This window comes from Burkholderia vietnamiensis LMG 10929 (assembly GCF_000959445.1).
In the GTDB taxonomy this organism is placed as follows: Bacteria; Pseudomonadota; Gammaproteobacteria; order Burkholderiales; family Burkholderiaceae; genus Burkholderia; species Burkholderia vietnamiensis.
This window is the reverse complement of sequence record NZ_CP009631.1, coordinates 3,203,289-3,216,954: the sequence shown is the minus strand read 5'-3', so window position 1 is coordinate 3,216,954 and position 13,666 is coordinate 3,203,289. Positions and strand designations below refer to the sequence as shown.

16 protein-coding genes and 1 tRNA gene are annotated in these 13,666 nt (G+C 67.9%); 7 read left to right on the top strand and 10 right to left on the bottom strand.

Annotated elements, in window-relative coordinates; genetic code table 11:
• Window positions 1-94 precede the first annotated feature (94 nt).
• From minC to AK36_RS24490, 4 genes are all read left to right on the top strand, one after another.
• Complete coding sequence (minC, locus tag AK36_RS24505; RefSeq protein WP_011883699.1) at window positions 95-865, top strand: septum site-determining protein MinC; 771 nt, start codon at window positions 95-97, stop codon at window positions 863-865.
• 59 nt (window positions 866-924) lie between these two features.
• On the top strand, window positions 925-1,740 hold the full coding sequence (gene minD, locus AK36_RS24500; RefSeq protein ID WP_011883701.1) for a septum site-determining protein MinD: 816 nt from the start codon (window positions 925-927) through the stop codon (window positions 1,738-1,740).
• Between the two features lie 12 nt (window positions 1,741-1,752).
• Window positions 1,753-2,007, top strand: a complete 255-nt coding sequence (gene minE, locus AK36_RS24495) for a cell division topological specificity factor MinE (RefSeq protein ID WP_006400798.1) — start codon at window positions 1,753-1,755, stop codon at window positions 2,005-2,007.
• A gap of 159 nt (window positions 2,008-2,166) precedes the next feature.
• Window positions 2,167-2,568: a YXWGXW repeat-containing protein gene (locus AK36_RS24490; protein ID WP_034194115.1), complete on the top strand. Its 402-nt coding sequence runs from the start codon at window positions 2,167-2,169 to the stop codon at window positions 2,566-2,568.
• A gap of 116 nt (window positions 2,569-2,684) precedes the next feature.
• Here the strand turns inward: AK36_RS24490 and AK36_RS24480 are convergent, their stop codons facing one another.
• Window positions 2,685-4,265, bottom strand: coding sequence for a chloride channel protein (locus AK36_RS24480; RefSeq protein ID WP_045579367.1), 1,581 nt, complete (start codon window positions 4,263-4,265; stop codon window positions 2,685-2,687).
• A 173-nt stretch (window positions 4,266-4,438) separates the two neighbouring features.
• Between AK36_RS24480 and waaC the strand changes: the two genes are divergently transcribed.
• Window positions 4,439-5,437, top strand: coding sequence for a lipopolysaccharide heptosyltransferase I (waaC, locus tag AK36_RS24475; protein ID WP_041493787.1), 999 nt, complete (start codon window positions 4,439-4,441; stop codon window positions 5,435-5,437).
• A gap of 34 nt (window positions 5,438-5,471) precedes the next feature.
• Here the strand turns inward: waaC and AK36_RS24470 are convergent, their stop codons facing one another.
• The 9 genes from AK36_RS24470 to rph form a co-directional block, all read right to left on the bottom strand.
• The gene (locus tag AK36_RS24470) at window positions 5,472-5,651 is read right to left on the bottom strand and encodes a hypothetical protein (RefSeq protein ID WP_011883712.1); all 180 of its coding nucleotides are present in this window, start codon (window positions 5,649-5,651) and stop codon (window positions 5,472-5,474) included.
• 98 nt (window positions 5,652-5,749) lie between these two features.
• Window positions 5,750-7,060, bottom strand: coding sequence for an MFS transporter (locus tag AK36_RS24465; protein ID WP_045579505.1), 1,311 nt, complete (start codon window positions 7,058-7,060; stop codon window positions 5,750-5,752).
• Between the two features lie 288 nt (window positions 7,061-7,348).
• Window positions 7,349-7,840, bottom strand: coding sequence for an energy transducer TonB family protein (locus AK36_RS24460; protein ID WP_011883716.1), 492 nt, complete (start codon window positions 7,838-7,840; stop codon window positions 7,349-7,351).
• A gap of 177 nt (window positions 7,841-8,017) precedes the next feature.
• Window positions 8,018-8,311 (bottom strand): hypothetical protein, encoded by a 294-nt coding sequence (locus AK36_RS24455; protein WP_045579504.1) that lies wholly within the window; start codon window positions 8,309-8,311, stop codon window positions 8,018-8,020.
• A gap of 190 nt (window positions 8,312-8,501) precedes the next feature.
• Window positions 8,502-8,903: a hypothetical protein gene (locus AK36_RS24450; RefSeq protein ID WP_011883719.1), complete on the bottom strand. Its 402-nt coding sequence runs from the start codon at window positions 8,901-8,903 to the stop codon at window positions 8,502-8,504.
• Between the two features lie 152 nt (window positions 8,904-9,055).
• Window positions 9,056-9,143 (bottom strand) — tRNA-Ser (locus tag AK36_RS24445).
• Window positions 9,144-9,186: 43 nt separating this feature from the next.
• Window positions 9,187-10,401, bottom strand: a complete 1,215-nt coding sequence (gene hemW / locus AK36_RS24440; protein ID WP_045579366.1) for a radical SAM family heme chaperone HemW — start codon at window positions 10,399-10,401, stop codon at window positions 9,187-9,189.
• Between the two features lie 34 nt (window positions 10,402-10,435).
• Complete coding sequence (gene rdgB / locus AK36_RS24435) at window positions 10,436-11,065, bottom strand: RdgB/HAM1 family non-canonical purine NTP pyrophosphatase (RefSeq protein WP_045579365.1); 630 nt, start codon at window positions 11,063-11,065, stop codon at window positions 10,436-10,438.
• Window positions 11,058-11,798, bottom strand: a complete 741-nt coding sequence (rph, locus tag AK36_RS24430) for a ribonuclease PH (protein WP_011883725.1) — start codon at window positions 11,796-11,798, stop codon at window positions 11,058-11,060. The genes rdgB and rph overlap by 8 nt, the downstream gene beginning before the upstream one ends.
• Window positions 11,799-11,972: 174 nt before the next feature.
• Here rph and AK36_RS24425 point away from each other — a divergent pair, with 174 nt between their 5' ends.
• Together AK36_RS24425 and gmk are read left to right on the top strand one after the other, a co-directional pair.
• Complete coding sequence (locus AK36_RS24425) at window positions 11,973-12,896, top strand: YicC/YloC family endoribonuclease (RefSeq protein WP_011883726.1); 924 nt, start codon at window positions 11,973-11,975, stop codon at window positions 12,894-12,896.
• Window positions 12,897-12,966: 70 nt separating this feature from the next.
• Complete coding sequence (gene gmk / locus AK36_RS24420; RefSeq protein WP_011883728.1) at window positions 12,967-13,650, top strand: guanylate kinase; 684 nt, start codon at window positions 12,967-12,969, stop codon at window positions 13,648-13,650.
• Window positions 13,651-13,666: the final 16 nt, after the last annotated feature.

Sequence of the window (13,666 nt, the reverse complement as noted above, 5' to 3'; positions counted from 1 at the left end):
CGCGCCTTGCGATACCGCTTGCCAGGTCGCCCAAAAATAATGGCCGGCCGCTTGGACGCCTGTAAAATACGCAAAAAATTTTTGCAGAGTGTCCATGTCGCTTAAAAAATCGCCATTCTTCGAGCTGCGCAGCGGATCGGTCGATACGTTGCTGTTCACCGTGAAGACGACCGATCTCGATGCGTTGCGTGCCGAACTGGTCAAGCGCTTCGAAGCGACTCCCGAATTTTTCGCCGACGACGTCGTCGCGATCGACGTCCGCCGCCTGGCGGAGGGCGAACGCGTCGCGCTCTCGGACATTCGCCAGATGCTGAACGACGTGCGGATGCGTCCGGTGGGTGTCGTCGCGCAGGCGTCGCAGGCGTGGGCGGCCGAAGCCGGCCTGCCGTTGCTCGAGGCGCGCGATCGCCGCGGGGCCACGGCGAAGCCGGAGCCGGCCGACGAGGCCGAGCCGCCTGTCGCTGCGGCGGCAGCGGAAGCGGTGCCGGAACCGGCGCCGGAGCTCGCACCGAGCGCGCCCACGACGGGTGCGCAGACGCTGGTGATCGACCGGCCGCTGCGTTCGGGGCAGCAGATTTACGCGAAAGGGGACCTCGTGGTGCTCGCGCCGGTCAGCCACGGCGCCGAGATCATCGCGGAAGGCAACATCCACATCTACGCGCCGTTGCGCGGCCGCGCACTCGCGGGCGTGCACGGCAACCACGATGCGCGCATTTTCTGCACGTGTCTGGAGCCGGAACTGATTTCGATCGCGGGTATCTATCGAACCACCGAGAACCCGTTGCCCGCCGACATACTGGGTAAAGCGGTGCAGATCCGGCTCGAAGAGGAAAAACTGATGATCGAACCGCTGCGCCTGACGTGATTCACGCGCTGCGCTCCGGATCGATCGGCTCTCATTGACGAACACAGGGTATTGGGTAAATGGCAAAAATCATCGTGGTGACTTCGGGCAAGGGCGGCGTAGGCAAGACGACGACGAGCGCCAGCTTCGCGTCCGGCCTTGCGCTGCGCGGCCACAAGACGGCCGTGATCGACTTCGACGTCGGCCTGCGCAACCTCGATCTCATCATGGGCTGCGAGCGTCGCGTCGTGTACGACCTCGTGAACGTGATCCAGGGCGAAGCGAACCTGAACCAGGCGCTGATCAAGGACAAGAAGTGCGAGAACCTGTTCATCCTGCCGGCGTCGCAGACGCGCGACAAGGATGCGCTCACGCGTGACGGCGTCGAGAAGGTGCTGAACGACCTGGCCGCAATGGACTTCGAATTCATCGTCTGTGACTCGCCGGCCGGTATCGAGGCCGGTGCACTGCACGCGATGTACTTCGCCGACGAAGCGCTGATCGTCACGAACCCGGAAGTGTCGTCGGTGCGCGACTCGGACCGCATCCTCGGCATCCTGTCGTCGAAGACCAAGCGCGCGACCGAAGGCAAGGAGCCGATCAAGGAGCATCTGCTGATCACCCGCTACAGCCCGAAGCGCGTGAGCGAAGGCGAAATGCTGTCGCTCGAGGACATCAGCGAGATCCTGCGCATCAAGCTGATCGGCGTGGTGCCGGAGTCGGAAGCCGTGCTGCACGCATCGAACCAGGGCTTGCCGGCCGTCCATATCGACGGCACCGACGTCGCCGAAGCGTACAAGGACGTCGTCGCGCGCTTCCTCGGCGAGGACAAGCCGCTGCGCTTCACCGATTACCAGAAGCCGGGCCTGCTGCAGCGCCTCTTCGGCAGCAAGTAACGGAGGCCGCCCATGTCCATTCTTTCGTTTCTCCTCGGTGAGAAGAAGAAGTCCGCGTCGGTCGCGAAGGAGCGCCTGCAGCTCATCATCGCGCACGAGCGGGTCGGCGGCCGTCCGCCGGCCGATTACCTGCCGGCGCTGCAGAAGGAACTCGTCGCGGTCATTTCGAAGTACGTGCAGATTTCGAACGACGACATCCGCGTGAGCCTCGAGCGTCAGGACGATCTCGAAGTGCTCGAAGTGAAGATCGAGATTCCGCAAGCCTGAGCTGTTCGGTCCCTCTCCGCACGGCGGCGCCACGCCGCCGTGCGCGTCTTACGCCCTGTTGCACTTTCGGGCACGCCGTAACACGGCGCCTGTCGGCCGCTCGCCGGCCTCCCGCATTGAACGAATACGCTCGCGTCATTCGTCAATCAGGAGGTTGTGATGGCTGTCTCTACTGTTCAACGCCGTATCGTTTCGCTGGCCTTGTGCGTCGCGGGCCTGTCGGCCGTCGTCGCGCCGCTCGCCGCGCGCGCGGACGAGATTCTCGTCGGCGCGCCGCTGATGGTGCCGTCGGGCCGGATGGTCGTCGCGGAGCCGGTCGCGATGCCGGCCGGGCAGATCGTCGTCGTCGCGCCGAACGCGCCGCCGCCGGTTCGCTACGAGGTCGTGCCGGACGCGCGCGTCGGCTACGTGTGGGAGCGCGGTCACTGGCGTTGGGAGCATGGCCGTTACGTCTGGATCGGCGGCCACTGGGAAGCCGAGCGTATCGGCATGCACTGGGTGCCGGGCCACTGGGATCAGCGCGGGCCGAACTGGTTCTGGACGCGCGGCCACTGGGCCTGACCGGGGGCTGCGATGAAACGAACCGCCATCGCGATTGCGCTCGTCGCCATCGCGCTCGCCGGCTGTATCGTCGTGCCGGCCCGGCCGATTTACTATCGGCCTGCGCCGGTGGTGATCTACTGAGGGCCGCGCGGGTCGGCCGCCGTCGACGCCGGTGAGTCGGCATCGGGCCGTGCCGCAGAGGCGTGCGCGGCGTCGTGGCCGGCTGCGGGTGCCGATCCGGATGACTGCGCCTGCGCCTGCGTCGCGACCTCTGCGTCGCCGTCTTCTTCGCGCAGCGTGTCGAGCGGATCGGCGGGCGCATCCTGCGGCTCCGTGACGCCGCTTGCGGTCGCAGCCGCAGCGGCAGCCGCCGCCGGTGCCGTAGCGGACGGTGCGGCGGCCGGCGGCGCGAGATAGCGCTCCGCGAGCGTTTCATAGAGCGGCGGGGCGAAGAAGCGCGCGATGCGGCTCGACACCAGCGCGGTCGCCATCAGCGAAATCACGAGCGCGTGGCCGTTGATCATCTCCATCACGATCACGAACGACGTGATCGGCGATTGCGTGACCGCCGCGAGGTAGCCGACCATCGCGAGCGCGATCAGCATCGGCAGGCTCATGTTGCCGAACGCGAGGTGCAGCAGGTTGCCGAACCCCGCGCCGATCGACAGCGACGGCGCGAAGATCCCGCCCGGGATGCCGGGCAGGTACGACCCGACCATCGACACCATCTTCAGAAATGGATAGAACACCGACAGCTGCTCGTGGCCGTCGAGCAGCCCGCGTGCCTCGGCATAGCCGCTGCCGAACGTCGTGCCGCCCGACGCGATGCCCACGACGGCGATCACGAACCCGCACAGCGCGGCGAACGCGATCGGGCGCTCGCGATACAGCACGAGCAGGCGCGCGGGCAGCCAGCGTCCGGTGTTGAGCAGCAGCCAGCTGAACAGGCCGCCGGCGATGCCCGTCACGATCGCGGTGACGAGCACGGCGACCGCCAGCATCTTCGGGAAATGCTGGCCGGCGTTGATCGTGCCGAAGTACGTGTAGTTGCCGTTCACGCCCAACGCGACGACGCCGGCGAGGATGATCGCGGTGATCAGCACGCCGCTTGCGCGCGCGGAGAAGCTGCGCGTGAGTTCCTCGATCGCGAACACGATACCGGCGAGCGGCGTGTTGAACGCCGCGGACAGGCCGGCCGCCGCGCCGGCGAGCACCAGCTGCCGTTCGATTTGTGCGTTCGAGCGCGGATAGAGGCGCCGCAGGTTGAACATCAGCGCGGCGCCGACCTGCACGGTCGGGCCCTCGCGGCCGATCGTGAAGCCGCCCAGGATCCCCAGGAACGAAACCAGCACCTTGCCGAACAGGATGCGCAGCGTCAGCAGCCGCGAGCCGAATGCGCGCGGGCTCGCATGCAGCGTGGCGATGACTTGCGGAATCCCGCTGCCCTCGGCGCCGCGGAAGAAGCGGCGGGTGATCCACGCGGACGCCGCGGCGATCGACGGCGTCAGCAGCAGCGGCAGCCAGGCGGCGTGCTCGCGCATCGTGCGGAACGTGTCGTAACCCCAGTCGATCAGCCGCGCATACAGCACGGCCACGAGACCGACGGCGATGGCGCCGAGCCAGAAGACGCCGAACTGGCGCCAGATTCGCAGCGAGCGTCGGGTGAGGAACGGAAACAGACGGGAAAGCGGGGCGGGAAGCTCTGAGCGTTGCATCGGCGTCGGCCGGCAGGGCAAAGACGCATTATAGGAAGATTCGGATGCCATGGGCGCATGACAAAACTTTACGAAACCGACGCATTTTGTTGCAAATGTAATGTTGGTGTAATGTGTGGGGCCGCCAAGCGTCGTTAGCATGGCGAAATGGCCGGCCATTCCCCACAAGAAAAGTGAAACGCATCCTCATCGTAAAAGTGACCTCGCTCGGCGACGTCGTCCAGACGTTGCCTGTCGTCGCGGACCTCCATCGTGCGTTCCCCGGTGTGGCGGTCGACTGGGCCGTGGACGAATCCTGCGCCGAAGTCGTGCGCTGGCACCCCGGCGTCAGCAACGTGCTGTGCGCGCCGCTGCGGCGTTTCAAGAAGCTGCGCAACGGCGGTGACTTCAAGGCGATCTCCGCGTCGATCGGCGCGTTGCGCGCGCATCGCTACGATGCGGTCATCGATCTGCACGGCGTCTACAAGAGCGCGATCATCTCGGCGCTGGCGCGCGCGGCGCGCCGCGTCGGCTACCAGACCCAGGATCTCGGCGAGACGGGCGCCCGCTTCGCGTACTCGCATCGCTTCGGCCCGCGGCCGGACTGCGACGCGTGGCACGGGATGCGCGTGAGCGCCGGCGAGGCGCTGGGCTATGTCCCCGAAGGCCTCGCCGATCACGGGATCGTCGCGCCGCAGGACGCGCGCCTGCCGGCCGCGCTGACCGACGGCACGCCGTTCGTGCTGCTGTTTCATGCGACGTCGAATCCGGACAAGCAATGGCCGGCCGATCACTGGGCCGCGCTGGCCACGCAGATGATCGCGCGCGGCGTGCGCGTCTTGCTGCCGTGGGGATCGCCGGCCGAACACGACGACGCGCAGCAGATCGCCGCGCGGGCGCCCGGCGCGATCGTGCTGCCCGCGATGTCCGTGCGCGAACTGGGCGCGGCGATCGGTCTGGCGACGCTCGTGGTCGGTGTCGACACCGGCTTCGTGCATATGGCGCACGCATTGAAGCGCCCGACCGTGATGATCTTCGTCGCGACGTCGCGGCACCATTGCGGCATCGGCGGCGCGCCGCACGCGCTGTCGATCGGCGAGCCCGGTGCGCCGCCGTCGGTTGCGCAGGTGCTCGACGCGATCGATGCGGTCGGCCCGGCGCATGGCGCGCGGCGTGTGCGCTTGACGGCCTGACGGGGCTATCGACGCCGCTGTGCGCGCGAGCGCTTCACGCGAGCAACGCTTCGACCGTCACCACCGCCGCGATCGCGGCCAGATTCGCCAGCAAGGCTTCGACGAGCAGCCCGCGCCAGCTTTGCGGCCGAAAGCGCGCGGCGAGCAGCAGCGCGCTGCCGAGCGCGAGCGCGAGGATCAGCACGAGGTCGGCGTTGTTCAGATGGACGTTCATCGCGGCGCCTCCTTGAGATGGAGAAGTTCCGGGCGCGGTGCGCCCGGCTCCGAGTATAGGCAGCGCCGCGCGCCGTACAACGGGGGCTGTCCCGGAGTTCAGACGAGCGATGCGTCGCGGGTTTCGCGCATCAGCAGCACGCCGATCAGGCTCAGTGCCGCCGCGACCGACACATAGCCGCCGACCCACGACAGGCCGCCGCGCGCGGCGAGCAGCTGCGCGATGTACGGCGCGATCGACGCGCCGAGGATCCCGCCGAGGTTGTACGCGACGCCGGCGCCCGTGTAGCGGACGTTGGTCGGGAACAACTCGGGCAGCAGCGCGCCCATCGGCGCGAACGTCACGCCCATCAGGAACAGCTCGAGCGTCAGGAACAGCGCGACGAGCGGCATCGAGCCGCTGCCGAGCAGCGGCTCCATCGCGAAGCCGGACAGCAGCGCGGCGATCGCGCCCGCGGCCAGCACCGGCTTGCGCCCGAAGCGGTCGGCCGCCCATGCCGACAGTGGCGTCGCGAGCCCCATGAACACGACGGCGAAGCACAGCAGACCGAGGAAGCTCTGGCGCGGAATATGCAGCGCCGACACGCCGTACGACAGCGAGAACACCGTCGAGATATAGAACAGCGTGTAGCAGACCACCATCGCGAGCGCGCCGAGCAGCGTCGGCTGCCAGTGTTGGGAGATCAGCGTCGCGACCGGTACGCGCACGCGTTCGTCGCGCTCGAGCGCGGCCTGGAAGGCCGGCGTCTCGGCGATCTTCAGTCGTACGTACAGGCCCACCGCGACGAGCACCGCACTGACCAGGAACGGAATCCGCCAGCCCCAGCTGCGGAACTGTTCGTCCGACAGCGACAGCGCGAGCGCGAAGAACAGCCCGTTCGACATCAGGAAGCCGACCGACGGGCCCAGTTGCGGAAACATCCCGAACCAGCCGCGCTTGCCGGGCGGCGCGTGCTCGGTCGCGAGCAGCGCCGCGCCGCCCCATTCGCCGCCGAGGCCGATGCCCTGGCCGAAGCGCAGCACGCACAGCAGCACCGGCGCGAGCGTGCCGATCGTGTCGTAGCCCGGCACGAAGCCGATCGCGGTGGTCGAAATGCCCATCACGAGCAGCGACGCGACCAGCGTCGACTTGCGGCCGATGCGGTCGCCGAAGTGACCGAACAGGAACGAGCCGATCGGCCGCGCGATGAACGCGATGCCGAACGTCACGAACGCCGACAGCGCCTGCGCGGTCGCGGAGCCGTGCGGGAAGAACACGGGCCCGATCACGAGCGCCGCGGCCGTCGCATACACGTAGAAATCGTAGAACTCGATCGCGGTGCCGATGAAGCTCGCGAACACGATGCGCCGATGGCTGACGGCGCCGGCCGAGCCGGTTGCGCGTGCAACGGCCGGGGGGAATGCGGACATGGATGTCTCCGTTTTATCGTTGGGGTGTTCGGCCGCGGCGAGCGCGGACTGGCGCAGCCGGGCGCGGCCGAGCGGATGACGCGGTGGCGTTGCGCGCCGCGTGTCGTGGCGCGGGCATCGCCCGCCGTTCGACGATGGAGACGGATAGGCCGCCGCCGCCGGATGCCGGCGTGATCGGCTCGCGTGCCGGATGCGGCGTGCGAACGCGTGCGCGGCGGGATGGCCGCGCAATGGCGAAAAATTATAGCGAGCGCGGCCGCGGAGCGGTAAGTGCGGAGTGCCGACGGTTCAATCGAGCGATTGCGCCTGCGCGGACGCGGTGCTCTGCAGCGCGAAGCGGCCGTCGTCGTTGAAGAGCCAGCCTTCCAGTATCTCCAGCCGGCCGTTGCCGTCGAGCAGTTTCGGCGGCGGAGGAGGCAGCGGCGCCGAGCGGCGCAGCGACGCCAGCGCAAGGGCTTCGGCCTCGCTGTCGCCGTTGCTGCGATAGACGGAAGCATTGACGACGCGGCCGCCGCGATCGACGGTGAACGCGACGACGACGAGCGAGCGCAGCATCGCCTGCGGCGTGCCGCGCGACACGCCCGACGGGTTGTGGTCGGCCACGCACCGCGCGACTTCGACGCGATACTGGTCGAGGTTCGCGCTGCGCACGACCGACGGGATCGTCAGCACCGAGTGCAGCGACGGCGGCGGCGTGATCGTGCAGGCGGCGAGCAGCGGGATGGCGACGAGCACGGCAATACGCCGCCGGCTGGCGCACGGGCGGAGAACGGAGCGCATGGGGAAGTGCCGGAGGGTGACGATACAAAAATGATAGGCGTCCGCGCGCGGCGTGTTATCCGGGGAAACGCATAGCGCGCGAAACGCGCCGTCGCGATGCGCGGATAACGGCAACCGGTGCGGCGCCGGGGCCACGTCGCGATTCGACGCGGCGGATGCAGCCACGGCCGAACGCGTTCAGTAGCCGTGCGTCACGAGCGCCAGAACGGACAGATCCGGATGTGTGCCGTCGACGATGCTTTTACCGATGTGCACGGCTTCGCGCACCGCTTCGTCGAGGCTCGCGAAGTTCTCTTCGCCGTCGGCATGGAAGGCCACCGCATGATCGGGCAGGGCGGGATTCACGCCCGGATGGCACACATAGCCGGTGTAGGTATAACGCGCGTCGCTGCCGGGCGCGAGGCCGGGCACGACATGAATTTCGAAGCCTTCGTAATCGACGTGATCGGTCGCGGTCGACAGTTCGGTCATGGCGCTCTCCATGTGCCGCGCGCGGGGATGGTGCGGGCGGCAGCGAGTCGCGGCGGCGGTCGTGTCGCCGTGCTGATCGAATTCTAGGCGATGGCGGCGCGGGTCGTCAGTGTTGCGTGTAGTGGGCCTTCGCTGCACGAAGCGGCTCGCAGTCGTTCTCACACCCGCCACGATCCCGCGGCAGCGCCGCTCAACGGGCGCAGCGCGCGTCCTTGCGCTGAATGACGAGGATCACCGGATATTTCTGGCCGTGATCGAGCTCCACCGGGGCGACGACCGTCAGCGTCGCCGGGTCGGAATCGTCGTACACGCTGACCTGCTCGTTGCGGATGTAGGTCACGCCGGTGCAGTTCGATGCGCGCCCGTCGTCCGACACCTTGCACTGCAGCTCGTTTTCCTTCAGGTAGTTGTACGGCGTCGGGCTCGCCAGATATTCGCGCAGGCTGCGCGGCGAGCCGCCGACGCCTTTCACGTACGCGATCGCGCACGACGGCGTTTGCGCGTCGGCGTCGGAGGCGGAATCGGCAGCCGCCGCATGCGTGCCGACCGTGGCCAGCAGCGCGACGAGCGAGGAGGCGATGAAGGGTTTCATGACGTGGGTGTCCCGTTTCGCGATTCGGAGCGCCGGATTGTAACGGCATCCGGCGGCGCGCGTCGGCGCGTTGCGGCGCTGCGCGTGCAAACGCCGCGGACACAAACAAAAACCCCGTCATTCGATGAATGGACGGGGTTTGGCGAATTTCCTGGCGGAAGCGGTGAGATTCGAACTCACGGACAGTTTCCCGTCGCCGGTTTTCAAGACCGGTGCCTTAAACCGCTCGGCCACGCTTCCACGCGAGGCGTGCATTGTAACCGAAATGCCGCGTCGTTCCGCGTCAATCGTCGCGCAGGAACAATTCCTGCAGGTCGTTGAGAAAGCGCTGGCCGAGCGGCGTCGGCGCGATCTGCGTGAAGTCGCGCGTGATGAGCCCACGGCGTTCCGCTTCGTTCAGCGCCGGCTCGATCGTGCCCATCGGCAGGCCGGTGCGTTCGGCGAAGCTGTGCACCGGAAAGCCCTCCACGAGCCGCAGCGTGTTCAGCATGAACTCGAACGGCAGGTCGCGCGCGCCCACTTCGCGTTCTTCCTGCACCGGCGTGCCGGCCATCGCCTGTTCGATGAAGGTGGCCGGATGCTTGTAGCGCGCCTGGCGCAGGATCCGGTTCGGGAACGACAGCTTCGTGTGGGCGCCCGCGCCGATTCCGAGATAGTCGCCGAAGCGCCAGTAATTCAGGTTGTGCTTGCACTGATGATTCGGCTTCGCATACGCGGACACCTCGTAGCGGCCGTAGCCGGCCTCGGCCGTGCGCTCGTGGATCCATTCCTGCATGTCGGCCGACGCGTCGTCGTCCGGCACGACCGGCGGGAACTTCGCGAACAGCGTGTTCGGCTCGAGCGTCAGGTGATAGAGCGACAGATGCGGTGGCGCATACGACAGCGCCGTCTCGATGTCGGCGCGGCATTCGGCGAGCGTCTGGTTGGGCAGCGCGAACATCAGGTCGAGGTTGAAGTTGTCGAAGGTCTGCGCGGCGATCTCGACGGCCGCGCGCGCCTGCGCCGTGTCGTGAATGCGGCCGAGCGCCTTCAGATGACCTTCGTTGAAGCTCTGGATGCCGACCGACAGGCGGTTCACGCCGCTCGCGCGAAACTGCGCGAACTTCGCCGCTTCGAACGTGCCGGGGTTCGCCTCGAGCGTGATCTCGGCATCCGCGTCGAGCGGCAGCAGCGCGCGCACGTCGGACAGCAGCCGGTCGAGGCCGGCCGCCGACAGCAGGCTCGGCGTGCCGCCGCCGATGAACACCGTATGCACCTGGCGGCCCCACACGAGCGGCAGCGCCTGCTCGAGATCGGCGCGCAGCGCGTCGAGATACTCGGTTTCCGGGAAGCGCTCGCCTTTCCATTCGTGCGAATTGAAATCGCAGTACGGGCACTTGCGCACGCACCACGGAAAATGCACGTACAGCGCGAGCGGCGGTAGCGACGTGAGCCGCACCTGCCCGGGCGACGTGAACGTTGCGACGACGCGTGCGCCGGTTTGCGCCGCCTGGCTCATGCGGCCTCCGGTTGCGAAGGCGTGACGTAGACGATCATGCGGTTTCCTCTGCGAGCCGCGCGAGCAGCGCGTCGAGCGCAAGCGCTCGATGGCTGTGCGTGTTCTTCACGGACGGCTCGAGCTCGGCGGCCGTGGCGCCGAGCGCCGGCACGTAGAAATACGGGTCGTAGCCGAAGCCGTGCTCGCCGCGCGGGGTGTCGACGATCTCGCCGAGCCAGCGCCCTTCGGCGAACAGCGGCTCGGGATCGTCCGGATGACGCACCAGCGCGAGCACGCAGCAATAGTAGGCGCGGCGGTCGTCGACGCCGCGCAGCTGCTCGACCAGATGCGCGTTGTTCGCCGCGTCGCCGCGAGCGCCGCCGGCACGCTGCGCATAGCGCGCCGAATAGACGCCCGGCGCGCCGCGCAGCGCGCGCACGCACAGGCCGGAATCGTCGGCGATCGCCGGCAGGCCGGTGAGGCGCGCCGCATGGCGCGCCTTGGTCAGCGCATTCTCGATGAACGTGCCGAACGGCTCGTCGGCCTCGGGCACGGCCAGTTCGCCCTGCGGGACGATCTCGATGCCGACCGTCGAGAACAGCGCCGCGAATTCGCGCAGCTTGCCGGCGTTGTTCGACGCGAGCACGATGCGCGACAGCGGCGCGGCAGTGCGATCGTCAGACATGGTCGGCGCCCAGAACGTCCTTCTGCAGCTGCACGAGCCGGCCGATGCCGGCTTGCGCGAGGTCGAGCAGCGCGTTCATTTCGGCGCGCGAGAACGGCACGCCTTCGGCGGTGCCCTGGACTTCGACGAAGCCGCCGGCGCCCGTCATCACGACGTTCATGTCGGTGTCGCAGCGCGAGTCTTCCGCGTAGTCGAGGTCGAGCACGGGCGCGCCTTCGTACACGCCGACCGAGATCGCCGCGACGTGATCGGTGATCGGCGAGCGCGCGAGCTTGCCGGCCGCGATCAGCTTCGACACGGCGTCGTGCGCGGCGACGAACGCGCCGGTGATGCTCGCCGTGCGCGTGCCGCCGTCGGCCTGGATCACGTCGCAGTCGATGTTGATGGTGCGCGGGCCGAGCGCTTCCAGATCGAACACCGCGCGCAGCGCGCGGCCGATCAGGCGCTGAATCTCCTGCGTGCGGCCCGTCTGCTTGCCGCGCGCCGCTTCGCGATCGCTGCGTGTGTGCGTCGCGCGCGGCAGCATCCCGTATTCGGCGGTCAGCCAGCCCTGGCCGCGCTCGCGCAGGAATTCGGGCACGCGTTCCACGACGCTTGCCGTGCAGATCACCTTGGTATCGCCGAATTCGACGAGCACCGAGCCTTCGGCGTGTTTCGTGTAGTGGCGCGTGAGGGCGACCTTGCGCAGTTCGTCGGCGCGACGGCCGCTCGGGCGGGACAGGGATGACGTCATCGGGAATCGGGCACGGAAGAGGAAACCCCGATTTTAGCGCCGAACGGCGGCCTTGCCCGGCGGGGTCGCGCGCAAAAATGGGATAATGCGCGCTTCCCGCCCCGCGCCTTGCAATGCGCCGGGCGCCTCGACTTATTCCCGCCCGATCCGGGCACACCCACGGCGAGACGAACCATGATCTACAGCATGACGGGCTATGCGAGCGCGACGCGCGAACTCGCGACGGCTGCCGGCAACGGCGGCGCGAGCGTGTCGGTCGAACTGCGCACCGTGAACTCGCGTTTCCTCGACCTCAATTTCCGGATGCCCGACGACGTGCGCGCATGCGAGCCGGCGCTGCGCGAAATGCTGATGAACAAGCTGTCGCGCGGCAAGGTCGACGTCCGTATCAACCTGCAGCGCGGCGAGCAGAGCATCGGCGCGGGCGCGCTGAACCAGACGGCGCTCGGCCAGCTCGCCGAGCTCGAGCGCTCCGTGCTCGATGCGTTCCCGGGCGTCGGCCGCCTGCGCGCCGGTGAAGTCCTGCGCTGGCCCGGCGTGCTGGCCGAGAGCGGCGTGTCGGCGGACGCGATCCGCGACGCGGTGCTCGCGTGCGGCAAGGAAGCGATCGGCGAGCTGGTCGTGGTGCGCTCGCGCGAAGGCGCGCAACTTGCGACGATGCTGCTGTCGAACGTCACCGAAATGGAGGCGATCGTCGCGCGCATCACGCCGCTCGTGCCGGAGCTGATCGCGAAACATCAGCAGAAGATCGTCGAGCGGCTGCAGGAAGCGCTTGGCCTCGCGGCGCCGGAAGGCAGCGCGACGATCGTCACGCGCGAGGAAGCGGCGGAGCGCATTCGTCAGGAAGTGACGATGTACGGCATCCGCATCGACATCGCGGAAGAGCTGTCGCGCCTCACCGCGCACCTGAACGAAACGCGTCATGTGATCGAGAAGGGCGGCCGCGTCGGCAAGCGTCTCGACTTCATGATGCAGGAACTGAATCGCGAAGCGAACACGCTCGGCTCGAAGGCGGCGGCGAAGGAGCTCGCCGACGCATCGATGGCGCTCAAGCTGTTGATCGAGCAGATGCGTGAGCAAGTGCAAAACCTGGAGTAACAGAGATGAAACGATCCCCATGCTCACTACGTTCGCTGCCCCCCGAGGGGGCGGCCCGGCGGAGGCTGTCATGACCGATTCCCATCGCGACGGCCACGCGTCGCATGCGCTGCACGGCGGCGTCTATCCCGGCAACCTGTTCATGGTCATCGCGCCGTCGGGCGCCGGCAAGTCGACGCTCGTGAACGCGCTGCTGTCGAAGGACAGCGACATCTGCCTGTCGATTTCGTACACGACGCGCAAGCCGCGCCCGGGCGAGCAGGACGGCCAGCACTATCACTTCACCACCGTCGAGGATTTCCGCGCGCGTCACGCCGCGCACGAATTCCTCGAAAGCGCGGAAGTGCACGGCAACTACTACGGCACGTCGCGCGTGTGGATCGAGGAGCAGATGGCGAGCGGCCACGACGTGCTGCTCGAGATCGACTGGCAGGGCGCGCAGCAGGTGAAGCGGCAGTTTCACAACGCGGTCGGCATCTTCATCCTGCCGCCGTCGCTCGATGCGCTCGAGGAGCGTCTGAAGAAGCGCGGCCAGGACGAGCCGAACGTCATCACGCGCCGCCTGCTCGCGGCCGGCAGCGAGATGGCGCACGCGTCCGAAGCGGAATACGTGGTGATCAACGAGAATTTCGATCGTGCGCTCGCGGAACTGGAGTGCATCGTCGCGGCGACGCGCCTGCGTTTTGGTTCGCAGTACGCGCGACATGCGGAGCTGTTCATCGAACTCGGCATCCATCTGCCCCACGCGGAATGACGCGAGGGTAGAGGGA